Annotated in this window: 23 protein-coding genes; 5 read left to right on the top strand and 18 right to left on the bottom strand. The window is 44.9% G+C overall.

Going from position 1 to position 22858, the window contains the following annotated elements; translation table 11 throughout:
- The first annotated feature begins 69 nt into the window (after positions 1 to 69).
- Complete coding sequence (locus H9630_RS09330) at positions 70 to 738, top strand: CPBP family intramembrane glutamic endopeptidase (protein ID WP_191715592.1); 669 nt, start codon at positions 70 to 72, stop codon at positions 736 to 738.
- Between the two features lie 33 nt (positions 739 to 771).
- Here the strand turns inward: H9630_RS09330 and H9630_RS09325 are convergent, their stop codons facing one another.
- The 8 genes from H9630_RS09325 to H9630_RS09290 all read right to left on the bottom strand — a co-directional run bounded on the left by H9630_RS09325 (position 772) and on the right by H9630_RS09290 (position 10218).
- Positions 772 to 1524, bottom strand: coding sequence for a MerR family transcriptional regulator (locus H9630_RS09325; protein WP_191715248.1), 753 nt, complete (start codon positions 1522 to 1524; stop codon positions 772 to 774).
- 116 nt (positions 1525 to 1640) lie between these two features.
- Positions 1641 to 2231 (bottom strand): GNAT family N-acetyltransferase, encoded by a 591-nt coding sequence (locus tag H9630_RS09320; protein WP_191715247.1) that lies wholly within the window; start codon positions 2229 to 2231, stop codon positions 1641 to 1643.
- Between the two features lie 381 nt (positions 2232 to 2612).
- On the bottom strand, positions 2613 to 3692 hold the full coding sequence (locus H9630_RS09315) for a M42 family metallopeptidase (RefSeq protein WP_191715246.1): 1080 nt from the start codon (positions 3690 to 3692) through the stop codon (positions 2613 to 2615).
- Positions 3693 to 3709: 17 nt separating this feature from the next.
- Entirely contained in the window at positions 3710 to 5350 is a 1641-nt protein-coding gene (locus H9630_RS09310) for an ABC transporter substrate-binding protein (RefSeq protein WP_191715245.1), read from the bottom strand.
- 170 nt (positions 5351 to 5520) lie between these two features.
- Positions 5521 to 6939: a YfcC family protein gene (locus H9630_RS09305; RefSeq protein WP_225218474.1), complete on the bottom strand. Its 1419-nt coding sequence runs from the start codon at positions 6937 to 6939 to the stop codon at positions 5521 to 5523.
- A gap of 225 nt (positions 6940 to 7164) precedes the next feature.
- Positions 7165 to 8166: a S8 family peptidase gene (locus H9630_RS09300; protein ID WP_191715244.1), complete on the bottom strand. Its 1002-nt coding sequence runs from the start codon at positions 8164 to 8166 to the stop codon at positions 7165 to 7167.
- A 127-nt stretch (positions 8167 to 8293) separates the two neighbouring features.
- Positions 8294 to 9829 carry a solute symporter family protein gene (locus tag H9630_RS09295; protein WP_191715243.1) on the bottom strand — a complete coding sequence of 512 codons (1536 nt, stop codon included), beginning with the start codon at positions 9827 to 9829 and terminating at the stop codon, positions 8294 to 8296.
- A complete protein-coding gene (locus tag H9630_RS09290; protein ID WP_191715242.1) occupies positions 9826 to 10218 on the bottom strand; it encodes a DUF485 domain-containing protein in 393 nt (130 codons plus the stop codon). The genes H9630_RS09295 and H9630_RS09290 overlap by 4 nt, the downstream gene beginning before the upstream one ends.
- Before the next feature lie 251 nt (positions 10219 to 10469).
- Between H9630_RS09290 and H9630_RS09285 the strand changes: the two genes are divergently transcribed.
- Positions 10470 to 11531, top strand: coding sequence for a saccharopine dehydrogenase family protein (locus H9630_RS09285; protein ID WP_191715241.1), 1062 nt, complete (start codon positions 10470 to 10472; stop codon positions 11529 to 11531).
- Positions 11532 to 11608: 77 nt separating this feature from the next.
- Here H9630_RS09285 and H9630_RS09280 read toward each other — a convergent pair whose 3' ends face one another.
- The 3 genes from H9630_RS09280 to H9630_RS09270 all read right to left on the bottom strand — a co-directional run bounded on the left by H9630_RS09280 (position 11609) and on the right by H9630_RS09270 (position 13654).
- Complete coding sequence (locus H9630_RS09280) at positions 11609 to 12367, bottom strand: ABC transporter permease (RefSeq protein ID WP_191715240.1); 759 nt, start codon at positions 12365 to 12367, stop codon at positions 11609 to 11611.
- A complete protein-coding gene (locus tag H9630_RS09275) occupies positions 12364 to 13095 on the bottom strand; it encodes an ABC transporter ATP-binding protein (RefSeq protein WP_191715239.1) in 732 nt (243 codons plus the stop codon). The genes H9630_RS09280 and H9630_RS09275 overlap by 4 nt, the downstream gene beginning before the upstream one ends.
- Positions 13096 to 13156: 61 nt before the next feature.
- A complete protein-coding gene (locus H9630_RS09270) occupies positions 13157 to 13654 on the bottom strand; it encodes a ferritin (RefSeq protein ID WP_191715238.1) in 498 nt (165 codons plus the stop codon).
- A 248-nt stretch (positions 13655 to 13902) separates the two neighbouring features.
- Here H9630_RS09270 and H9630_RS09265 point away from each other — a divergent pair, with 248 nt between their 5' ends.
- The 3 genes from H9630_RS09265 to H9630_RS09255 are packed head-to-tail and all read left to right on the top strand — an operon-like array spanning position 13903 to position 16323.
- On the top strand, positions 13903 to 14664 hold the full coding sequence (locus H9630_RS09265; protein WP_191715237.1) for a GTP cyclohydrolase II: 762 nt from the start codon (positions 13903 to 13905) through the stop codon (positions 14662 to 14664).
- Entirely contained in the window at positions 14651 to 15754 is a 1104-nt protein-coding gene (gene ribD, locus H9630_RS09260) for a bifunctional diaminohydroxyphosphoribosylaminopyrimidine deaminase/5-amino-6-(5-phosphoribosylamino)uracil reductase RibD (protein ID WP_191715236.1), read from the top strand. The genes H9630_RS09265 and ribD overlap by 14 nt, the downstream gene beginning before the upstream one ends.
- Positions 15751 to 16323 carry a 5' nucleotidase, NT5C type gene (locus H9630_RS09255; RefSeq protein WP_191715235.1) on the top strand — a complete coding sequence of 191 codons (573 nt, stop codon included), beginning with the start codon at positions 15751 to 15753 and terminating at the stop codon, positions 16321 to 16323. The genes ribD and H9630_RS09255 overlap by 4 nt, the downstream gene beginning before the upstream one ends.
- Before the next feature lie 91 nt (positions 16324 to 16414).
- On the opposite strand, the gene H9630_RS09250 is transcribed toward H9630_RS09255, so the two are convergent.
- The 7 genes from H9630_RS09250 to H9630_RS09220 form a co-directional block, all read right to left on the bottom strand.
- A complete protein-coding gene (locus H9630_RS09250) occupies positions 16415 to 17251 on the bottom strand; it encodes an SDR family oxidoreductase (protein ID WP_191715234.1) in 837 nt (278 codons plus the stop codon).
- Between the two features lie 11 nt (positions 17252 to 17262).
- A complete protein-coding gene (gene uxuA, locus H9630_RS09245) occupies positions 17263 to 18321 on the bottom strand; it encodes a mannonate dehydratase (protein ID WP_191715233.1) in 1059 nt (352 codons plus the stop codon).
- Positions 18322 to 18336: 15 nt separating this feature from the next.
- Positions 18337 to 18957 carry a bifunctional 2-keto-4-hydroxyglutarate aldolase/2-keto-3-deoxy-6-phosphogluconate aldolase gene (locus H9630_RS09240; RefSeq protein WP_191715232.1) on the bottom strand — a complete coding sequence of 207 codons (621 nt, stop codon included), beginning with the start codon at positions 18955 to 18957 and terminating at the stop codon, positions 18337 to 18339.
- Between the two features lie 12 nt (positions 18958 to 18969).
- On the bottom strand, positions 18970 to 19989 hold the full coding sequence (locus H9630_RS09235) for a zinc-binding alcohol dehydrogenase family protein (RefSeq protein WP_191715231.1): 1020 nt from the start codon (positions 19987 to 19989) through the stop codon (positions 18970 to 18972).
- A gap of 12 nt (positions 19990 to 20001) precedes the next feature.
- Positions 20002 to 21273 (bottom strand): TRAP transporter large permease, encoded by a 1272-nt coding sequence (locus H9630_RS09230; RefSeq protein WP_191715230.1) that lies wholly within the window; start codon positions 21271 to 21273, stop codon positions 20002 to 20004.
- Positions 21273 to 21770 carry a TRAP transporter small permease gene (locus tag H9630_RS09225; protein WP_191715229.1) on the bottom strand — a complete coding sequence of 166 codons (498 nt, stop codon included), beginning with the start codon at positions 21768 to 21770 and terminating at the stop codon, positions 21273 to 21275. Before H9630_RS09225 ends, H9630_RS09230 begins: the two co-directional genes overlap by 1 nt.
- Before the next feature lie 69 nt (positions 21771 to 21839).
- Positions 21840 to 22838 (bottom strand): TRAP transporter substrate-binding protein, encoded by a 999-nt coding sequence (locus H9630_RS09220; RefSeq protein WP_191715228.1) that lies wholly within the window; start codon positions 22836 to 22838, stop codon positions 21840 to 21842.
- Positions 22839 to 22858: the final 20 nt, after the last annotated feature.

The raw sequence follows: 22858 nt of genomic DNA, 5'->3' as shown, positions 1-22858 counted from the left end.
ATGCTGGTATGAGTAAGTTAAATACCTGGAGGGATCAAATTGATAAAAGAATCTATTGAACGGAATGAAATGTGGAAATGGCGAGATTTAATTTATATGCTGTGTCTTGTATTAGTACTGGTTCCGGTTTTCATTGAAACTGTATTATTTAATTATCTACTGGACTTTTTTCGAAATGAGTTATATGCCGGTACATTGAATGGCTTCATCATGGCCATCGTTTTTACAACGGCGCTTTATGTCATCGTTTTGAAACCCAAAGAACAGTCCTGGAAAGCTGTCGGACTACAGCCATTTCCTCTAAGAGAATGGAAGCTGATAGCCGTTTGGACCATCATCCTGATCGTCGTGAGCATCGTGTTGGTAATCGGGATGTCTTTTATAGGAGTTGGAACGGAAAACAGTAAAACGGAAAGTCTCCAGTCACAGATGACTTTGTTGAACTTTGCAATAGGATTTGTATCGGCCGCGATCATCTCCCCTATCTACGAAGAAATTTTTTACCGCGGCTTCCTTTACCGATTTTTCAGCAGCCGTTATGGTGTTTTGAGCGGCATGCTGATCAGTTCCCTTATTTTTACGGTTGTACATATTCCTACATTCAATACATTGCCGGTGAACTTTGTATCCGGCCTTATTTTTTCATGGGTCTATCAAAAAACCGGTTCCATCATTCCCAGTATCCTGATTCATGGAATATTTAACGGGATTGCCGTGATCCTGACTGCCATAGCTTGACCATCTTCTCTCCAGGCTGACGTGCTCCGGCTGTCAGTTGGGAGAGTCTTCTTTTTTAGCGGCCATCTCTAAAAAGTCAATAATCGCTGGTGAGATTGGATAGAGCCCCAGTTCCGCAGAAGCTTCGGGGGATTTGCGCACTTCCCAAAAAGCCTCGACCAATTCCGGATCGTTGCCGAATGTTTCTTCCGATAGAATGTCAACATCTTCGAGAATGAGTTGACCTTCCAAAGAGATAGGGGAAATTCCATTCTCGAGACAAAGTTCAATCCTTTTGATGATATTAATCCATTTTTTCGTGGTCCTATCTCCGCTTTCGAGTTTAGGCAACTGACGTTTAAGATGCGCTTGCTGTTCCACAGAGAAATATTGATTCCAATCTTTTTCTCTCTCTTCATTCGCCACCAAGAAAATTAAATCTTCCCAGTGAAGGGTTGCTTTTAAGTCCAGCAAATTCATTAGCGATTGGGTATGCTTCAACGAATTCGTCAGGTGTTCCATCTCCTCACTCAACAAAGACTGATGGGCAAGCAAGATAGAAGACATCGACTGTTCGGCCAGAATACTCCGGCTGTCTTCGAGCGACAGATTCAACGATTTAAGCAGGATAATCTTTTGCAACTTGAGGATATCCTCTGTGGAATAATACCGCTTCCCACCGGCAGCCTTCTTTGAAGGATTCACCAACCCGATTTGATCGTAATAACGGATGGTCCGCACCGAGATATTCAGGATATTTGATAATTTTCCCGTTGATAAGTAACTTACACTTTCTTCGTTTCCCACTTCTTATAATCACTCCTAGAATTTTAACTTCTAATAATTACTGATATGTAAACTCACTATTTTCTTTACTAGTTTATTTTATCGCTGTGGAACTATATCAAGTTGCTTTCCGTCTCTCAATTTCCATTAGAAAAAAGCGGCATATCATTGAAGTTAATAAAATAAATTAAGTTGTCGGTCCACTCACCAAATTCAAAGATGAATCCCTCTCTCTTACATTCATACTTCATCCCAGCACTTTCAGCTAATTTTATTGAAGCCGCATTATCAATATTGATATGAGCTTCAATGCGATGAAAGCCTAAATCCTTATGAGCAATACGAAGAGCTGCTTTGACAGCTTCCTTGCCATAGCCCAGTCTCCAGTGCTGATTATGAATCGTATAACCAATCCGGCCCCATTGAAAATCCATTCTTTCCAAGGTAGAAATATCAATCATCCCTATGTGTTTGTTATCAGATTTACGGAATACTCCAAAAATATAAGCAATATCGTTTACTGCCAACTCCTGATGTTTTTCAATTAGTTTCACAAACCATTCTTTCGTACATTCGCTCATGTCCTTTTTTCCTTCATCGTGTCTATGTTGAGATGGATTTCGGCTTTCAAACTCCATTAGCCAATTTTGGTAATCTTCTTTTTTAAGCGATCTCACTATCAATCTTTCTGTTTCTAATTGAATCTCAAAATTGGCTTCTTTTGACATCAAGATGTCATCCCCTTCGAAGTATTTTCATTTTAAAAAGTCATGATTTGTAAATTTTTCTTAGATCACGTTTTTCTTGTGAATAAGGAATTTTCCTTCTTTTTACATCGAAATAATTATACCATTATTTCCCTTGATGCCTCTGTTAGCTATCAAGCTGGTTTTTGAACAAAGCATCGAAAAGCAAAGCGTTCGTAAAAGTACACTTTAACGAACGCTTTGAAAAAGGCCAAAAATAGTGTTCGTAAACGTGTCAAATGACTTTACGAACGTTCGCTGATTCTCACCTACTTTTACGAACACTTTGATTTTTGAGGTAATGTAAACTCATCTTACTCAGCAAAAAGCCGGATGTCTTAGTAAGACACCCGGCCAAGCTGTTCATGTATCCAAAAAATTCTTTCCAACCAATTCTTTTGACGACAGTACAAATGCTTCGACTAAGCGCACGGTATTCTCAAGATCGTCTAAATCAATAATTTCAATTGGGGTGTGGGTATAACGTGAAGGAATCGATACGACCCCCGATGAAACTCCAGTAGAAGTCATATGGATGGCTCCAGCATCAGTCCCGATCCCCATGAAAATTTCCTGTTGATAAGGAATGCCCTGCTCTCCTGCTACTTTTTCCAAAAGTCCAGTGACCAGCGGATGCGAAATCAATGACTTGTCTGCAATTTTGATGCATGGGCCCTGCCCAAGAACTCTGGTTCCCGTCATCAGTACATCATACGTATCACTGGTCGGTGTCGTATCAATCGCCAGTGCAAAGTCTGGTTTCTTGTTCGGCGATAGTACAGAAGCCCCTCTTAACCCCACTTCTTCCTGCACAGTGAAGACGCAATAGATATCGCCATGGCGTTTCTCAGGATTTGCTTGAAGCCGGTTAATCAGTTCGATCAACACCGCACATCCTGCTCGGTCGTCCAGCGCTTTTCCGAATACCCGATTGCGTTTTTTATCTCCCGCCAACTTCAGGCCGCTGCCATAACTGATTGGCTGCCCCACTTTGATACCCATTTCCAGAACTTCCTCAGCAGAAGCTGCCCCGACATCGATATACATATCCCGATGAGACGCGATCCGCTTTGGATCATCCCATTTCACGTAATGAACAGCCAAAGTTCCGATCACACCTTCTATATAGCCGTCCGTTCCTTTAATAGCAACTGGCTGAGCAAGCAAGACGCGGTTATCGAATCCACCCAGCAGTTCAAAACGCAATGTTCCGTTCGGCTCGATTTTTTTGACGATAAACCCGATTTCATCCGCATGTGCTGCCAATAGGATCGACGGCATTTCCGGATCCGTCCCTTTTACTGTGGCAATCAGATTGCCGAGCGCATCGATTTCCAGCACGTCTACTTTGTCTTGAATTTCATTTTTGATGAAACGCTGTACATCCTGTTCAAAGCCGCTTGGCCCGATCAGTTCACATAAACCTTTCAGTAATTCATACAACAATCATCCACTCCAAACTATTGGTTTGATAAATATACATCAGTCATCAAGTCATTGCTCATGGGATGCGGTTTGTAGTCTTCCACATAATCGCTTTGTGCAAGCGGCGGAGTCGTATAGGCAAGCATTACCCACGGTGCATCTTCTTGGAACAATTGCTGCGCTTCCTTGTAAAGTTCTGTGCGTTTATCCTGGTCCAGGGTTTCTCTGGCTTCCGTGATCAAGGAAGTGAACTCATCACTCTTATAAAAAGCGATATTCTGCGCCGGCACTTCTGCGTTAGTCTTACTCAAGTTTGGATAGAGGAAGTTATCCGGATCAGCCATAACGCCAGTCCAGCCATACATAGCCATGGTATGCTTTCCACTCTTCGTGTCATCCAAATAAGTTGCCCACTCCGTCGATACAATCTCGGCTGTAATGCCGATTTCGGCCAGATCTGACTGAATTGCTTCAGCAATTTTCATCGGTTCGGGCAAATAAGGGCGCGGATTGCTCATGGTATACAATTCCGTCTCAAAACCATTTTCATAGCCGGCTTCAGCCAAGAGCTTTTTCGCTTCCTCGACATTGTAATCGTATTTCTCCAAGGTATCATCGTAGCTCCATAACGAAGGCGGCAATGGACTCGTTGCCGGATCTGCCATTCCATTATAGAAAGCATCGACAATTTCCTCTTTATTGATGGCCATATTAATCGCTTTTCGCACCAATGGATCATCAAACGGCTCTTTTTCCATATTGAACGCCATGTAACCGATATTGAAGCTTGGACGTTTCTGTAGTTCGAGCCCCTGCGTTTCTTCCACGAAATTGGTGTCTCCGGCATTCATTCCATCAAGTACATCGATTTCGCCGGTCTGCAGCGCGTTCAAGCGCGCCGAATTTTCGGGAATCACCTGGTAGATGAGTTTGTCCAAATAAGGTTTCCCTTCCATCCAGTAATCCGGGTTTTTTGCCAATGTAATGGTGCTGTTGCGGCTCCATTCTTCAAACATAAATGGCCCTGTACCCACTGGGTGCTCATTCAATTCAGCACCGTATTGCTCAATAGCGGCCGGACTCGCAATCCCGAACATGGATATAGCTAAATAACTGAGGAACGGAGCTGTTTTGCGCTTCAATTTGATTTCAAGCTCATGTTCTCCTGTAGCGACTACATGCTCAATCAGGTGATTTTCATCTCCTTTAAATCCGCCATAAAGAAACGGGTAGTAAGGAAAATCTCCTTGATGGTACGGGTTTTCATTGTCCATCCACCGTTCAAAGTTGAAGACTACTGCATCGGCATTGAAATCAGTTCCATCATGAAATTTAACGCCTTCCCGCAACTGGAATGTCCAAGTCAATCCGTCTTCACTAGAACTGTACTCGGTTGCCAGCTTGGGCTGCAGCTCCAAATTATGGTCGTATTCCAATAGAGTTTCGAAAACATTGTGGGTGACCCGAATGGATTCCCCGTCCGTCACATTAATCGGATCCAGTCCAACCGAATCAGCTCCACGGCCATAAATCAATGTGCCTCCCTGCTTGTCTTCTTCAGTCATTTCTCCCCCACTATTTTCCGTCTCTCCTGATTCGGAGTTTCCAGAACAGGCAGCCAGCAATAAAACCAAAATCAGCAACATATAAAATGGGCGATGCGATTTCTTCTTCATGACGTTTCCCCCTTGTCTGTTTTCTGCCTTTCCTCTACATTCTGGAAATCAATTAATTATAAAAATAGACAAAAAGTAGATAAATAAAAGTATAAGTATTTTAATTTGAATTTTCAAATAAATATTCATCTTTAATTCAAAGAAAGTATCTGACCTATAGAACCCGGCCTTTAAATCGGTCCCCAATTAATCAGCACGCCGATTGTCAGCATAATAACGGCAATGACTGTCCACATCAACAATAAAGGCAGCATCCACTTCGCCCATTTGATCCAGGGTACGCCTGCTACAGCGAGGCTGGCCATCAAAGGTCCGGATGTTGGAAATATACTGTTGGTGAATCCATCACCAAACTGATAGGCCTGAACAGCAACTTGCCTTGTAACGCCGATCATATCCGACAATGGCGTCAGAATCGGCATAACAATCATGGCTTGTCCACTTCCCGAAGGGACCAAGAAGTTCAAAGCACCATTGGCGACGAACATCCCCAACGCCGCAAAGACCGGCGTCAGTCCTTCTAAAGGGACCGAGAGTGCTTGGACAAAAGTATCCAAAATCAACGCATTTTCCATAACAATCAAGATTGCCCGGGCTACCCCGATAATCAATGCCCCATACACCAAATTTTTGCAGCCCTCCAAGAAGGTCAAAGTTAATTTATTGTAATCCATTCCGGCAATGATGCCTGCACCAATGCCGATTATGATAAAGAATGCGGCCATATGGTCAATGGTCCATTGAAATTCGATGGTCGCATAAACAAAGAACGCCAGACACAGGCCGACAAATGACAAAATCAGCTTGTGCCGTCCGGTAAATGGAGCATCCAGTGGAGATTCCCCTTCTTTGCCTTCATCCAGCACACCAATCAGGCTTCTCGATGGATCTGCCAATACTTTCTTTGCGTAGCTCCACGTGTACAAAATCGTCACACCGACAATCACCACAAAAGCGATTACGCGCAACCCCATGCCGGAAAACAACGGCACATCCGCAATAGACTGAGCAATACCCACTGTATAAGGATTCAAAAATCCGACATTGAATCCAGCAAATGTTGCCCCAAACGTAATGGCCACGGCAACAATGGCATCCAGCTTTAAAGCTCTTGCAATGATGACCCCAATTGCCACAAACGGAATAATCGAGTTTGCTACCGCTCCGACTGCTCCACCAAGAGCAAACAGGATGGAGACCAAGGCAATGAGCAGGAACTCTTTTCCTTTGGTTTTATTGACTGCCCGCAGGATGCCTCCTTTGATCGCTCCAGAACGCTCCACCACTTCAAATGCCCCACCGGCAAACAGGACCAGGAAAATCAATCCGCCCGATTGTACCATCCCTTCCTGCAAAGCAAGGAAAATGTCCATGAAACCTGTAGGATTGCTGTCAGTTTGTGCATATGTATTCGGTACGACCCGTTCTACTTCATCTACCAGTTCTCGTTCAAAAGTTCCCGCCGGCACAATATAAGTGGCTGCCACAGCGATCAATAACACAATAAACAAGATGACGTATGTATCAGGCATTTCAAACTTTCTTTTTTTCTTGTTTTTAGCTTCTTGCTGATTTTCGGGAACACTCATAAACGGTTCATTTCCTTTCGACTCGTTGATTTCCTTCCCACTATTTCGCCTACCGAAAAGGATTGGTTACCAGTATATAAGTTCAAAAGAAAATTATCAAATCAGTTTTTTCTAAAATTTAAGAAAAAATACTGCTTTGGAGACTGGACGTCAAAGAATAGGCTTTACTTTTTGGTCAAAAAAGTAAAGCCATTCCGTTTGTTGTAGCCGGAATGGCTTTTTGTTCTACCTTCTCTCTTTTCTTTCAACACCGGTACTATAAGAAGTGTTGACCAGCTTTAATAATTGTTCAAACTTATTTATAATATCCAACGCCAGCAAACCGTTGCCTTCTGCCGTTTTTGGATAGCCGAGCGGCACAGTGCGGCGCACTAATTGGGCGTAAAGCTCAGCTTCTGTCAATTCACGGGCGAACTCTTTTTCTGCAATATTTTTGACCAGCACCAAAGCGCCCGAGACATGGGGCGTCGCCATGGATGTACCAGACAAGCTGGCGTGTTTTCCTCCCGGAAATGTTGAGTAGATATCAACGCCTGGAGCCACCAAGTCGATTTCGTCATTCGTGTTGCTGAAGTTCGCAATTCGGCGGTCAAAGTCTACTGCCCCAACCTGAATCACTTCACCGTATGCGCCGGGATAAGCAAATTCATCCGTATCGGAACTGTCGTCTCCTTCGTTTCCTGCCGCACAGACCACTGGAATCCCCGCATCCACTGCACGCTTAATCGCTGCATGGAGCTCTTCAACATCCTCTGGGCCGCCTAGAGACATGGAAATGACGCTTACCGTTTCTCCGTCTGGACCTTTCCAATCTATCGCGAAATGGATACCATCAATAATCCCCTGGTATTCTCCGCCGCCTTCTCCTGACAAAACTTTTAAAATGAGCAGGTGGGCTTCCGGAGCAACACCGGCGATTCCTCCTTCTGGCCTGAAAGAAGCAGCAACTGTCCCCGCGACATGTGTGCCATGGCCGTTGTTATCGTCGAAATTAGCAACATCCCCTCCAAAGTCAGGGGTGAAGTTTCTCCCCCCTACGATGCGATCCTTGAGGTCAGGATGATCCGGCTGGCAACCCGTGTCAAGAATCGCTACGATGTTTCCTTTTCCCCGTTCTGCATCCGCCCATACTTCCGGTGCCTGGATCATCCGGACGCCTTCCGGAATCTGGGGTGCTTGTTCCATTATTTCTTCTACACGATATGGAATTAAGTGAAGCTTCGCCATTGAATTCACTCCTTATAATTTCCAATTATTTTCATACTCCTTCTATTCGTCGAAAGACTGTTAAATCCTTTATTATTTCAATGAAAAAACCGACACCCAAAAGGCATCGATTTTCCATTTATCCATCTTATAATTGTCTAAATCCACCTGTATTGGCACGGACATTGACTTCAGAATATTTCTTGAGGTCTTTTTCTTTCGATAGCATCGTTCCAACCCATCCGCCGATGAAACCAAGCGGCACAGATAACAGAGCCGGATTCGTCAATGGGAAGATCGGGTCGCCCACTAAAATTGCGGCGCCGACTTCCGGACTCATTACGCTCGGGCTGAGCGATACCAGCACTAACGCTGAAATTAAGCCTGTCAGAATCGCCGATATCGCTCCCGTTGTATTGAAGCGTTTCCAGAAGATCGTGTAGACGATAACCGGTAGATTCGCACTGGCAGCAATACAGAATGCCAGTGATACCAGGAACGCTACGTTCAAGCTTTGGGCAAAGATTGCCAAAAGAATCGAGAACGCCGAAACCCCAAGAGACGCATAGCGTGCCGCCAACATTTGCTGGCGCTCAGTCGCTTGGCCTTTTTTGATGATTTGGCCGTAAATATCATGGGCAAAAGCTGAAGCACCTGTCAAAACCAACCCCGCTACTACAGCGAGAATCGTTGCAAATGCGACTGCCGAAATGAATGACATCAGTATGTCTCCACCTAATGCTTGAGCCAATAACGGTGCCGCCATGTTACCGGCCGGATTTGTGGAAGTAATTAAATCAGATCCAACGAAAGCGGCTGCGCCGAAACCAAGGAAAATCGTCATAACGTAGAAAATTCCGACGATCCATGTAGCCCACATGACCGAGCTTCGTGCAGTTTTTGCATCTTTTACAGTAAAGAAGCGCATAAGGATATGCGGCAGTCCTGCAGTACCCAATACTAGAGCCAGCATCAACGAAATGGTATCCAAAGGAATTTTGTATCTAACTCCCGGACTTAAATAGGCTTCTCCGTGAGGCGTAGCCGTTTTCATTTGCGCAAACATTTCCAGTATATTGAAATTGAAATTCTTTAATACAAGGAAAGATAAAATGACTGTACCGACCATCAACAGAACAGCTTTGATGATTTGCACCCAACTTGTAGCAGTCATCCCACCGAACAAAACATAGATGGTCATCATAACTCCGACAAGCAGAACCGCCCAAATGTAATCTATGCCAAACAGCAGCTGAATCAATGCACCTGCACCCACCAGCTGTGCAATCATGTAAAAAATAACGATGGTGATAGAGCTTAACGCCGCTGCCCCACGAACTTTTTTCGCATTAAAACGGGCATTGATCATGTCAGCGAGAGTGTATTTCCCTAAGTTGCGCAATGGTTCAGCAACGATGAACAGTACTACCAAATAAGCGACAAGGTAGCCGATGGAGAAAAGAAAGCCATCAAATCCGAACAAAGCTATCGCCCCTGCAATCCCAAGAAAAGAGGCGGCTGATAAATAATCTCCCGCAATAGCCAACCCATTCTGCCAGCCGGTTAAACCGCCTCCCGCAGTATAAAAATCACTCGCGGAGTTTGTCCGTTTTGCTGCATAATAAGTAATGACAAGGGTAATCCCAACTATAAAAACAAAAATGGCTATAACCGTAGCATTCATCGAGTTTCCTCCTCGTCATAATCAAATTCCTTCAGTGTATCTTTAGCCATTTCATCGAATTTCTCTGCACGCTTCATGTAAACGGTTACAAGTATCCAAGTCATAGCAAATAGACTGAACGCAAACACCCATGCCCAAGTGATGTCCCCGATAAAAGTGGCGTCTAACCAATTCGTGTAAGAAATCACAATATTAAATAATAGATAAAGTCCTAAAAATAAAATAGTCGTCGGAATCAAAAAACGTTTCTTTCTGCGCATCAAATCCCTGAAACCTGCTGAGTTTTCAATCTGCTGAAAATCCGGTATATGCCCGTCAGGTCTCTCATGCACCTGATTCTCATTTTCACTTTCACGCTGTTTCTCCGTGCTTGTGATGACTTTCTCCACATTCTCCACCCCTTTAATTTTTTATTTTTTCTGAATCTATAAACAATTAAAGCATCTATCGTTTTTAGAGTCAATGATTGATTAGTAAAAATATGTTAATAAGAACGAATGGAAATTACCAGTAAGAAAAGAAGCTTTTATTTAGATAAAGAGAAATACTGCAACTTTCTTGACCATGTGAATCCAAACAAAGGGTTTCGATCATTTTTACAGAATACCATTAGAAAGACGTATAACGAGGAGCAAATAGAATGAACAAATGGATGATATATGGAGCAAATGGTTATACCGGAGAACTGATTGCCCGGGAAGCTGTCAGAAGAGGAATGTCACCGGTGCTTAGTGGCCGCAATGCTGAGAAGATCCGTCCCTTAGCAGAAGAATTGTCTTTGGAATTTCAAGCATTCCCCTTAAACGACCAGGCAGCAGACCATTTGAAGGAAATCGACTTGGTTCTCCATTGTGCCGGCCCTTTTGAAATAACCAGTGCACTTATGATTGAGGCCTGCCTGTCAGCCGAAACGGATTACTTGGACATTACCGGTGAAGTTTCTGTATTCGAACATACCCACTCCCAACATGAACGGGCCAAAGAAAAAGGGATTGTTCTTTGTTCAGGAGTCGGCTTTGACGTCGTACCGACAGATTGCATCGCCTTAAAGTTGAAGGAAGAAATGCCGGACGCAACGGAATTGTCACTCGGGTTCGATTCGGATTCCGGGATCTCACCTGGTACCTTCAAAACCATGATCCAAGGTTTGGGATCCGGCAGCATGCACAGAAAAAATGGTGTGCTGGAGGCGGTTCCGATTGGCAAACAGCGCCGGATCATCGATTTCGGACGCGGTTCACGCTCTGCGATGGGAATTCCTTGGGGAGATGTTTCCACAGCTTTTTATACTACTGGCATCCCGAACATTTCCGCTTGGATCCCTATGCCAAAGGCGCAACTATACAGCGCCCGTTTGATGGGCGCCGCAGGTCCGTTATTGGCCACGGATTGGGTGAAAGAGAAGCTGGAAAAACAAGTGGAGAAGCGGATCAAAGGCCCGGATAGCGATTTACGCGCCAATTCCCCCGCTTATATTTGGGGAGAAGCCAAAAACCGGAAAGGCGTCATCAAAGTCGCTCGGATCCAAACAGCGAATGTTTACGATCTGACTGTTTATGGTTCATTAGAAATCGTCTGCCGCTTACTGGAGAAAAAAATCGAAGGCGGCTCCTACACACCGGCCGCTCTTTTCGGTTCAAACTTAGTTGAAAGCCTCCCGGGTTCCGGAACTTTTGAAATCGATTCTTTTTTTCCTTATTGAAACGAGAATACGACCGGAAGAGCTCCGTTTTTCCAATAAAAAAAGACAAATCCGGTAAACCCGAATTTGTCTTTATCTTAACTAATGTTCTTACTCATTACTTGCATCCGTTGATTGAACAAAGTCGGATAAGACAAGAAGCCCAGCATGACACTGGTGACAGCGGCTGTTGTCAACAACAGAAACATGATCAGCAGCTGGAATTGGACCGCTTGAATCGGATCCGCTCCAGCGATGATCTGCCCGCTCATCATTCCCGGCAGCTGCACAAGCCCGACCGTCTTCTGGCTTTCGATGGTCGGGATCATACTTGCTTTTATCGAATTGATCAATTGTGTATGGATGGCTTGTTTGGGTGTTCCTCCAAGCGACAGGATCAGTTCGGTCTCATCTTGATGCGACTCGACTTCAGCTGTAAAACGGTTGAGGAAGAGAATCGACAGCACCATTGAATTCCCGATGACCATTCCGCTGATCGGAATGATGTATTGCGCGGTGGCAGGCGTAATATTGAAGCCCAGCAAAATGCCTTGCGTCAATACTTCTACAAACACCAAGGTGACAGCTACTTTCGTGGTGATTCCTTGAATCGCTGCCCCTTTTTTCTGGGCATTATGGGTAGCTGCCACAATCATCAAAGCGACCATCAGAAAAATATAGATCAGGCTTTCCGAATCAAAAACAAATTTCAATACATAGCCGACCGCCAGCAATTGCACGATCGAACGCAGTGTGGCGATGATCGTGTCCCGTTCCAGCCCCAGTTTCAGCGTTTTAGACAACAAGAGCGGAATGACAACAAAAATCAAAGTGATCGATAACGTTAAATAGCTCATCCCGCTTCCCCCCTGACAAACCGTCTGACCTTGTCATTGGACGGGTCATTGAGCAAATCGCTTTCTCCTGTCTCCACCACTTCGCCGTCCATCATCACCCATGTGAAATCACCGATTTCCAGGGCTTGCTGGAGGTTATGGGTGATCCAAATAATAGTCGTCCCGTATTTCCGGTTGATTTTGACGATCAATTCCTCAATTTCTTTCAAAGAAGTGCGGTCCAAAGAAGAAGTGATTTCGTCGAGCAGCAAAACCTCTGGTTTGTTGACCAATGTCCGGGCAATAGAGACCTTTTGGCGCTGGCCACCGGATAAGTCTTTGACTTTCCGCTCCAGCAGTTCCTCTTCCAGCCCGACATCATGCAGCAATTCAACCGCTTCGGCTTTGGATAAAGACTTTCCCTGCAGCTCCAGTGGCAGGCCTAAATTTTTATAGACGCTGCCGCCAACCATTGGAGCGCTTTGAAGTGCAATGCCGACCATTCGGCGCAGCTCAACAGGCTCATAGTCTTCAATGGGCCGGTCTTTAATGTAGACTTCTCCAGCAGCAGGAGACAATAAACCATTGCATAACTTCAACAATGTTGTTTTACCGGCTCCCGAAGGGCCTACGAGCGTCGTAATCTTGCCTTCTGGGAACGAGCCGGTAATGCCTTTTAAAATTTGATTTTTCCCAAATGAAAAATCCACGTGATTAAAATGTATAGCCGGTTTGTAGGTTACAGACACGAACCTCACATCCTTTCGAGCAGAAAAACAGCACATATTTTGCTATGTGCTGCTCGCTTTATTAATCTTCCAGTTTTCTCTGGGCAAATTCGTCGTCCATTTTCAGGAAGTACTCTCCGCCTTCTTCAATGGCTCTTACTCTTGCAATGATGTCGCGGAAGGATTTTTCTTCCTCCATTTGCTCTTCGATGAACCAGTCCAGGAAGGAAAGTGTGGCATGTTCCTGCAACTCATCGGCCAATGTAACCAATGCATAAATATTGCTGGTCACCGATTTTTCCTGTGACAATGAACTTTCCAGTACGTCCAATGCGCTGACAAAATGATTTTTGGGTTCAGTCAAAGCTTGCAAAACCGGCTTTTCATCCATTGTCACCAAGTAATGATAGAATTTCATGGCATGGTAATGCTCTTCTCTTGATTGGATCAAATAGAAATTGGCAAATCCGTGATAGCCTTTTTTGGAGAAATACGCCGCCATTGCGGTGTAAGCATGTGCTGCCTGTAATTCATTATTGAATTGATCATTCAATGCATTCGTCAATTTTTCTGATAACATGTTCATTCCTCCTGATTTCTTATTTAGAATTATTATAATGTAGATAATATACCACAGCGCCATCAGATAATCAAATCAAATGAGAATATTATTATTTAATTGAGAATAAATATCACTTGTAATGGGATTTAGTTATTTTCAAATGATAATAATTATTATTTATAAACAATAAAGTGCTTATTACTTACTTTTAGTAACATGATGTAGTAAGATATCATAGAGATAAGGTTCATATAGGGGGAAACAGGATGACAGACATGAAATTAGATCCAAAAGTATTTGCGATATTAAAAGAAAAAATCCAAATGATTAAAACAGAAGAAGGTGCCGTCTATTTAGTTGGACCAATTCGGCTGCCGGTGAACTTATATGATGAAACGTTCGTATTCAACTGGTATTGCTGGTTGAGCCTTGAAGAAGTGACTGAAGATTACGAGAGCATCATCGAAAAGTTGAGCTCAGCAAATCTTGCAGAATATCAGCAATCAAGCGTTCTTGTTTATGGAGATTTTGAAAATGATGCAGAAGCCTTGATCCGCATGCACTCCATCTGCCATACAGGTGACATTTTTGGCAGCAAACGCTGTGATTGCGGCTATCAATTGAAACAATCCATGAAACGAATTACAGACCATGGCACTGGCGCATTATTTTATTTGGCAAACCACGAAGGACGCGGCATCGGTTTGTTCAGCAAAGCGATGGCATACGTATTGCAGGAAAATGGCTACGATACTGTTGAAGCCAATGAACGCTTAGGCTACGTGGATGATTCCAGAAATTACGGAGATGCCATCGCCGTGCTGCAAGCATTGCGTACCAAGCCGGTTACGTTGATGACCAATAATCCGAAAAAAGTGGCGGCCATTGAAAAAGCCGGTCTTCAAATCGCTTCAAGAACCTCTCTGTGGGGAGACGAATCCGAATACAACGCCAACTACCTGCAGACCAAAATCAACCGCTCCGGCCATCTTAAAGACGGGGAGGATATTGTCCATGTCAAGCCATGAATTTTATATGGATCTTGCACTCTACAATGCGAAGAACATGAAAGGCCAGACAGATCCCAATCCTTTGGTCGGCTCTGTCATCGTCAATGACAACCGTGTTGTCGGCATTGGCACTCACCTGAAAGCCGGTGAGCCCCATGCGGAAGTCCATGCCCTTCGCATGGCAGGTGATTTGAGCCGTGGTGCAACGATTTATGTAACGCTTGAGCCATGCTCACATTTCGGACGGACGGGCCCCTGTGCCCAAGCCATCATCGATGCGGGCATCAAAAAAGCCATCGTGGCCACACTCGATCCAAATCCGATTGTTTCCGGCAACGGTGTCCGCATGCTGGAAGAAGCCGGCATTGAAGTGATTGTTGGCGTCCGCGAGCAGGAAGCCCAAGAAATGAATGAAGTGTTCAATAAATTTATTGTTGAAAAGACTCCTTTTGTGACCTTGAAAGCCGCTTCAACACTGGATGGCAAAATCGCGACCCATTCCCTCGACAGCAAATGGATCACATCCGAGGAAGCGCGGTTAGATGTCCATCTTCTGCGCAGCCAGCATATGGCGATATTGGTCGGCGTCGGAACCGTAGTCGAAGACGATCCGGAATTGACGGCACGCATTCCAAACGGTCGAAATCCGCTCCGTGTCGTCCTTGATTCGACACTTCGCATTCCACTGGACTCGAAGCTTGTTACGGATGGCATTGCGGATACTTGGATTTTCACAAGTAAACAGTACGATGCCGACAAACGCAAAGCGTTGGAAGCTCTTGGCATTTCCATTTACGAAACCAGCAGCGATACCCAAGTGGATGTATCGGATGTCGTCCGTGTACTCGGCGAAAAAGGAATTTCTTCACTCTTTATTGAAGGCGGCGGCACTATCAATGCGGCGTTCCTTGAAAATGGGCTGATTGACAAAGTAGTCTTTTACTTTGCCCCTAAACTTGTCGGCGGCAAAATCGCGCCAACTTTCATTGAAGGAACAGGCATTGAATGGATGAAAGATGCCATTGATCTTCGTAATGGGGAATTCACCAAAATCGGCAAGGACTTTAAATTTACGGGCTATCCCGAAAAGCGAGGCAGCAATATATGAGATTCGGCTTTGATGTAGACGATACTTTGATCAATTTGCGTGAATACGCGTTTCACTATTACCAGGAGCAACTGGGCCAAAAAGTGACTATCGATATTTTCCATGCCTTGAACCGAGTGGAAATTCATGAGGCGTTCGGCTTAAGCGATGAAGAAGGAAAGAAAATGTGGAATCAGTCCCTGGACTTCCTTTATTTCACGGACTGCCCTCTTTACCCCGGTGCGCTTGAACTCTTGAAGCAACTCGAGTCGGAAGGACATGACATTTTCTACATTACGTCACGGCCGCCGGAGCATACAGAAAACACATTCAGCTGGCTGATTAACCAGGGATTCCCTGTCAGCCGGGAAAACTTCTTCTGCGGCATGAAGGATTCGGAAAAAGCGGGCATCATCAAAGACCTGAATCTGGATTATTACTTCGATGACAAGCCGGCAGTTTTGGATACCTTGACGAACGATCCGGTAAAAGCCATCGTCAAAGACCAATCCTATAACCGCCACCTCGATTTGCCGCGTGTGGAAAACTGGGATGAATTGGGCGATTTGATCAATAGCGAAATTAAATGAAGGCCTCAGCAGCCATAATCGCACTTCCTATGAATATTGAATCTGTTTATCAATGAAAAAAACCACATTCCTGAGAATGTGGTTTTTTGTTTTATACACCTGAATAAGCCAGGAACCCGCCGTCTACAGGCACGGTAATCCCTGTGACAAAGCCGGAGTAGTTTTCATCTAAAAGCCACAGCATCGTTCCGACCAAATCTTCCGGTTTGCCGAAACGTTTCATCGGCGTGCTGGCCATGATTTTCCCGGAACGGGGTGTCAGCGAACCATCCGCATTGGTGAGCAGGTCTTTGTTCTGTGCTGTCAGGAAAAAACCAGGCGCAATAGCGTTGACACGCAAATTCTCTTCTGCAAAATGGACAGCCATCCACATGGTGAAATTATTGATGGCTGCTTTTGCCGCACTATAGGCCGGAACTTTTGTCATCGGCGAGTAAGCACTCATAGAAGAAATGTTCAAAATAACCGGTGCATCTTGCTTCAGCAATTCCTTGCCGAATACTTGGCTGGCTAAGAATGAGCCGGTGAAGTTGCTGGCGAAGACGCGCGAAAAACCGTCTTCTCCCAATTCGAAAAAGGATTTTCCTGTCGCATCTTCTTCATGGATTTCAACATCGGTAATAGCATCGGGGTGATTGCCTCCTGCTCCATTGATCAGAATATCAATCCGTCCGAAGGCTTCAAGAATCTGTGCTTTGGCTTTTTCTAAAGTGTCTCTATCCAATACATCGGCTGCTACTGCGATCGCCTGGCCGCCTGCACTTTTGATTTCATCTGCCACGCCTTGTCCTTTTTCAGCTGTGCGGTTCAGGATGGCTACATTCACTTTTTGAAAGGCAAGTTGTCGCGCCATTTCCGAACAAAGAACGCCACTCCCACCGGTGATGACAGCTGTTCGTCCTGCAATATTTTCATGAGTTGAAAACATAGTATCCTCCCTTATTTTGATTGATGTGCATCCCATAGCCCTAGAAGATACATGATTCCCAGTGCCCGGTCATATAACCCGTATCCAGGCCTGCATTCTTCATTCCAGATATGGCGGCCGTGGTCCGGACGGGCATACCCCGAATAGTTTTGTTTTGAAAATTCACGGACTACACCGTTCAAGTCGATTGAACCATCCTGTGTATAATGGGAGGTTTCGATAAAGTCCCCGTTCTCGAAAATCTTCACATTGCGCAGATGGGCAAACGGTGAATGCTTGGCATATTTTGAAGCCAGATCCACCATATCGTTTTCGGGGTTAGCTCCCATCGAACCTGTGCAGAACGTAATGCCGTTGGATGGCGAATTCGAGATTGAAATTAGACGCTCCCAGCTCTCTTCGCCTGTCATGATGCGCGGCAAACCGAATATGGACCAAGGTGGATCGTCCGGATGGATCGCCATTTGGATACCACTCGCTTCTGCGGTCGGCAAAATGGCCTGAAGGAAATAAGTAAGATTTCCCCATAGCTGTTCTTCATCCATGCCTTCGTATGCCGCAAAAAGTTCCTGAATGCGCGCCATCTTCTCCGGTTCCCATCCAGGGAGTGTCAAATCAGAAGCAGACGCTACCGTTTCAATCAGTTCCGCAGGCTCTAGGGATTCAATCTTCTCCTTTTCAAAGAATAAGGCAGTGGAACCATCCGGAAGGGGATGGTACAAAGAAGTACGTGTCCAGTCGAATATCGGCATGAAGTTATAACAGATTACTTTGACGCCGGCTTCCCCTAAATTGCGGATTGTCTCTTTGTAGTTTTCAATATACTGATCGCGCTCTTCATTGCCCAATTTAATGGATTCATGGACATTGACACTTTCTACCACGTCAGCATGGAAACCATAAGATTTAATATACTCAACTTCTGAATCGATTTCTTCCTTTGTCCAAACTTCTCCAGCCGGCTTGTGGTGAAGCGCCCAAACAATTCCTTTGGTTCCTGGAATCTGCTTGATTTGTTCTAATTGCACGCTATCATTGCCGCGGCCATACCAGCGAAATGTGATATTCATAAGAGCCCTCCTTCTTTAAGCCAATTCTTTGAGATAGTCCTCAACCAATTGAGTAACGCCTTGTTCTCCAGATGAACGGTGCGCTTTCGTTAAATCAGTACCGATGCCGACTGCTACAGCTCCCGCATCCAGCCAGGCGTTCATGTTCTTAATATTGATGCCGCCTGTTGGCATGATGCGCACTTTCGGCAATGGTCCGTTGACCGAACCAATAAAGGAAGGTTCGAACCCGTTGGCTGGAAACAGCTTCAGGATGTCACAGCCCCACTCAGTCGCCTCGACCATCTCTTTGATCGTCATGCAACCCGGCAAATACGGCACATTGTAGCGATTGCAGACTTTGGCAATTTCCGAATTAAAGCTTGGACTGACGACAAATTCAGCACCGTGCAGCAACGCATGGCGAGCGGTCTCTGCATCAAGAACCGTTCCTGCGCCAATAAGCGCCTGCGAACCCGCCAGTTTTTCGAAGACCCGTGAAACATTCGGTGTCGTGTAGGTCAATTCGATGGCCGTTAAGCCACCAGCCACTGCAGCTTCAGCCACAGCTATCGCTTCCTCTGCGTCCTTGCCGCGTATTACAGCAACGATTTTAGCATCCAGTATTTGTTGATATACTTCCATTTTTGGAATCATCTGCAACTCTCCTCATTCAAAGACAATTAATGCTTTTCTCACTTTGTCCGGATTATTTTCAACAAATGTAAATGCTTCCTGTACCTCGTCCAATGAGAACTTATGCGTAATTAAACCACCCGACGTTAGTTTTCCACTGTTCAAGAGGCTTACCACTTTTCCAAACTGATTCGTTTGCAGTCTTGAACCGACAATGGTGATTTCCTTTTTGGTAATCGGCAATTGCGGAATTGCCGATGGCCGCTCATCAAACCCCAGAATAACGACATTGCCTGCAGGCGAAACAAGGTCGATGCTAAGTTCAACAGTAGCAGGCAGGCATACCGCATCGATGACGACATTGGCCCCCTCGTTCGACGTAAGCTCAAGTACGCGCTCTTTGACGGATTCAGTGCCCGCATTGATGACTTCGTCAGCACCGCTTTCCTTCGCAAAAGCCATTCGTTCTTCACTCAGATCTGTCATGTAAACTGTGGCTCCTGCGACTTTAGCCAATTTCAAAATACAGATGCCGATAGGCCCACAGCCCTGAATCAGAACCGTATCCCCTTTTTCAACCCCTCCACGCCATACCGCTTGCGCGCCGATTGTATAGGGCTCTGCCAGGACCGTTTCGTCCCAGGCCAACTCTTTATCGACGGCATGGAGCTGCTTTTCAGGCAACACTATAAATTCGCGCATGCCTCCATCTTCATGAACACCAAAAACCGATAATTTTTCACAAACATTCGGACGGCCTTTTCGGCAAGCGTAACATTCACCGCAGTAATTGATCGGCTCTATGACTACGTGATCTCCAATTTCCAGCGTTTCCACAGAACTTCCCACTTTGACCACTTCGCCGGCCACTTCATGTCCAACGACACGGGGGTAGGTGGCCAAAGGGTTTGTTCCATGGTAAATATGCATATCAGAGCCGCAAATTCCTACGCGTTTCACTTTAACCAATACCTCGTCGCTGTTCTGAATTTTCGGGGTTTCCTGATCGATAATTTGCATGTTATGAGCTTCTGGAACTTGTACTGCTTTCATTTTAACAACCACCTATTCAAATAGACTTGGTAAGAACAATGTAATTTGCGGTATAAAAGCGACCAGCATAAGCACGACTAAACTGACTCCGAGGAAAGGCACCAATTCCCTTGCTGTTTTCCCAATGGATACCTTCCCGATCTGGGAAGCGACGAAGAGACAGACGCCTACAGGTGGCGTCACCAAGCCAATTACCAAGTTCAATACCATCATGACACCAAATTGGATTGGATCCATTCCGACTGTCAGTGCGACCGGCAATAACACAGGGAATAGGATGACCAATGCCGCAATTGTTTCCATAAACGTACCTACAAAAAGCAACAGCAAATTAATCAATAAAATAACGATGATGGCATTCGTTGAAATGCCAAGAATCGATTCCGCGACCAGCTGCGGAATCTGTTCGCGCACCATAATCCAGCCAAACAAGTTGGCAAATCCGACAAGCAACATGATGGATGCTGTCGCCGTCATGGAAGAAAGCATAATTTCCGGTATTTTTTTAATCGGCAATTCTTTATAGACAAAAATACCAATGACAAAGGCATAAAGAACAGCAATAATTGAAGCTTCTGTCGGCGTAAAGAAACCGCCTAAAATTCCGTAAAGAATGATGAATGTCATCAGCAATGCCCAAAAAGCACCAGTGAAGCTTTTCCAAATGGTTTTAATAGATTGACGGTCACCTTTCGGATAGTTCCGCTTTACTGAAATAATATACGTCGGAATCATTAACCCCAGCCCCAATAGAATGCCCGGAAGTGCACCAGCTAAAAATAGATCGCCAATGGATAGAGAAGCTAATGTACCTACGATGATCATAGGCAAAGAAGGCGGAATAATAGGGCCCACAGTAGAAGAAGAAGCTGTTACAGCAGCGGAAAATCCTGCTCCGTATCCTTCTTTTTTCATCGCAGGTATTAGAATAGAACCGATACTTGCGGTATCCGCAAGTGCTGTTCCCGAGATCCCTGCAAAGCCCATTGAAGCCCCGACGTTGGCAAGTCCCAAACCGCCACGGATATGCCCAAAAAGGTCGTTGGCGAACTTGATGATCCGATTGGTTATGCCGCCCGCATTCATTAAGTTGCCTGCCAGGATAAATCCTGGAATACAAAGCAGAACAAATGAGTTGAGCCCTCCAAACATCCGTTGAGGAATGATGTTGAGAGGGATACCTGCCAACATCAGATAGATAAAGGAAGCCAGTCCAAGACTAAAAGCCACTGGAACTCCCAGAAAAATTAATGCGATGAAGGATACAAAAAGTAAAGTAGCCATTAGAAATCATCCTCTCCAAAGTTCTGGCTGTAATCCTGTTTATTTTTGATCAAATCGATAATTTTCAAAACTGCATAAAACACCAGGAATACACTCATGATCAATAGAGAAGCATGCACAACTGACATTTGAAAAGGCATAGTTGCCGATCGTTGATTATCCCCTAACAATGTAAAACTATATCCTTGAACGACCATTACCAGACTTAATAAGATGATGGCCAAATATATGATGATTTCGTAGTATCTCCGAAAGTTATCGGGCATTCTGTTGAGAATCATATCCACATTGATAAATTCATTTCTCATTAAAGCCAAGGGGGCACCGAAAGCAATGCCGTATAAGAAAAGGTAGCGCGTCAGCTCTTCGGTCCAGATGAAGGAAAACGGTGCAAAACGTGAAATAATCTGGATGGTGACAATAATGATAACGCCAGCAAAGCTGAGCACTGTCAAAAAGGCGAGTGTGGCGTCAATTAATTTCCGGAAATTTGTCATCTGAATTCATTCCTTCCCTAATGGAAAGGCATATTCGGCCATTATAGCCAAACATGCCATGCTTATATATTATTCAACTGCAAGGATCTGTTCGTACAATTCCAATTGCTCCGGAGACAATGAAGCTTCGACAGCCGGTGTCATGGCTTCGCGGAAAGCATCCTGATCGACATCAACAAATTCCATGCCGGCATCTGTCAATTCCTGCTCAATTGTCGAAATTTCAGTTTCATACAATTCTTCACCCATAGCCTGAGCTTCTGCAGCAGCATCTTGAACCACTTTTTTCAAGTCATCAGACAATGCATTATACTGCTCGTTGCCTACTAGGATGTAGATCCAAGAATAGACATGTTCAGTGCGGTTTACGTAATCCTGTACTTCAGCCAATCCACCACTTTGAATCAAATCAACCGGGTTTTCCTGGCCATCGATTACCCCTTGCTGCAAGCCTGTAAAGACTTCATTGAAATCCATTACTTGAGGAGAAGCGCCAGCAGCCTGCCATACATCCAGGAACAAAGGAACGTTTGGCACACGCATGCTGAATCCGCTCAAGTCATCAGGAGAAGTAATTGGCTCGTTTGATGTTAAATTACGTGGAGCGCGTGTATGGTAGTAAAGAGCCGTCAATCCTGCTTCATCACTGATTTCTTGTTTAATTTGTTCACCGATGTCCCCTTCAACCACTGACTTCACATGATCCAGATCGCGGAACGCGTAAGGAACTGCCATCAATGCGGCATTAGGAGCCCAGTTTTGCAAAGTTTCCCCTGAAATAACCATGTCAGCTGTTCCAGCTTGAATAGAGTTAATTGTGTCTGTTTCGCCGCCAAGTGAGTTATTGGGATAAATAGTGATTTCCATTTGGCCGTCGGAATTTGCTTCCACCAGTTCTTCAAATTTCAAAGCGGTTTGATGCCAGATGTGATTTTCATCAGCTAAATGGCCGAATCTCCACTCGATTGTATCGCCCGAACCGCCGCCTTCTTCTGCCCCATCATTTGATCCACAAGCTCCCAATACCAGTACCGATGCAAATACACCTGTTAACCATTTCTTTTTCATTTCTATTCTCCCCTTTGTTT

The sequence above is a fragment of the Planococcus wigleyi genome (assembly GCF_014836985.1).
In the GTDB taxonomy this organism is placed as follows: domain Bacteria; phylum Bacillota; class Bacilli; order Bacillales_A; family Planococcaceae; genus Planococcus; species Planococcus notacanthi.
The sequence above is the reverse complement of the archived record's forward strand: the minus strand, read 5'-3'. Positions and strand labels throughout refer to the sequence as shown.

Excerpts from the sequence above, each read along its gene's own strand:
- H9630_RS09305 (WP_225218474.1), bottom strand. The coding sequence starts at position 6,939 with ATGAGTGTTCCCGAAAATCAGCAAGAAGCTAAAAACAAGAAAAAAAGA.
- H9630_RS09265 (WP_191715237.1), top strand. The coding sequence starts at position 13,903 with ATGACAGACATGAAATTAGATCCAAAAGTATTTGCGATATTAAAAGAA.
- H9630_RS09255 (WP_191715235.1), top strand. The coding sequence starts at position 15,751 with ATGAGATTCGGCTTTGATGTAGACGATACTTTGATCAATTTGCGTGAA.
- H9630_RS09280 (WP_191715240.1), bottom strand. The coding sequence starts at position 12,367 with ATGAGCTATTTAACGTTATCGATCACTTTGATTTTTGTTGTCATTCCG.
- H9630_RS09220 (WP_191715228.1), bottom strand. The coding sequence starts at position 22,838 with ATGAAAAAGAAATGGTTAACAGGTGTATTTGCATCGGTACTGGTATTG.
- H9630_RS09310 (WP_191715245.1), bottom strand. The coding sequence starts at position 5,350 with ATGAAGAAGAAATCGCATCGCCCATTTTATATGTTGCTGATTTTGGTT.
- H9630_RS09270 (WP_191715238.1), bottom strand. The coding sequence starts at position 13,654 with ATGTTATCAGAAAAATTGACGAATGCATTGAATGATCAATTCAATAAT.
- H9630_RS09330 (WP_191715592.1), top strand. The coding sequence starts at position 70 with ATGTGGAAATGGCGAGATTTAATTTATATGCTGTGTCTTGTATTAGTA.
- H9630_RS09230 (WP_191715230.1), bottom strand. The coding sequence starts at position 21,273 with ATGGCTACTTTACTTTTTGTATCCTTCATCGCATTAATTTTTCTGGGA.
- H9630_RS09235 (WP_191715231.1), bottom strand. The coding sequence starts at position 19,989 with ATGAAAGCAGTACAAGTTCCAGAAGCTCATAACATGCAAATTATCGAT.
- ribD (WP_191715236.1), top strand. The coding sequence starts at position 14,651 with ATGTCAAGCCATGAATTTTATATGGATCTTGCACTCTACAATGCGAAG.
- uxuA (WP_191715233.1), bottom strand. The coding sequence starts at position 18,321 with ATGAATATCACATTTCGCTGGTATGGCCGCGGCAATGATAGCGTGCAA.
- H9630_RS09250 (WP_191715234.1), bottom strand. The coding sequence starts at position 17,251 with ATGTTTTCAACTCATGAAAATATTGCAGGACGAACAGCTGTCATCACC.
- H9630_RS09225 (WP_191715229.1), bottom strand. The coding sequence starts at position 21,770 with ATGACAAATTTCCGGAAATTAATTGACGCCACACTCGCCTTTTTGACA.
- H9630_RS09320 (WP_191715247.1), bottom strand. The coding sequence starts at position 2,231 with ATGTCAAAAGAAGCCAATTTTGAGATTCAATTAGAAACAGAAAGATTG.
- H9630_RS09300 (WP_191715244.1), bottom strand. The coding sequence starts at position 8,166 with ATGGCGAAGCTTCACTTAATTCCATATCGTGTAGAAGAAATAATGGAA.
- H9630_RS09240 (WP_191715232.1), bottom strand. The coding sequence starts at position 18,957 with ATGATTCCAAAAATGGAAGTATATCAACAAATACTGGATGCTAAAATC.
- H9630_RS09295 (WP_191715243.1), bottom strand. The coding sequence starts at position 9,829 with ATGAATGCTACGGTTATAGCCATTTTTGTTTTTATAGTTGGGATTACC.
- H9630_RS09285 (WP_191715241.1), top strand. The coding sequence starts at position 10,470 with ATGAACAAATGGATGATATATGGAGCAAATGGTTATACCGGAGAACTG.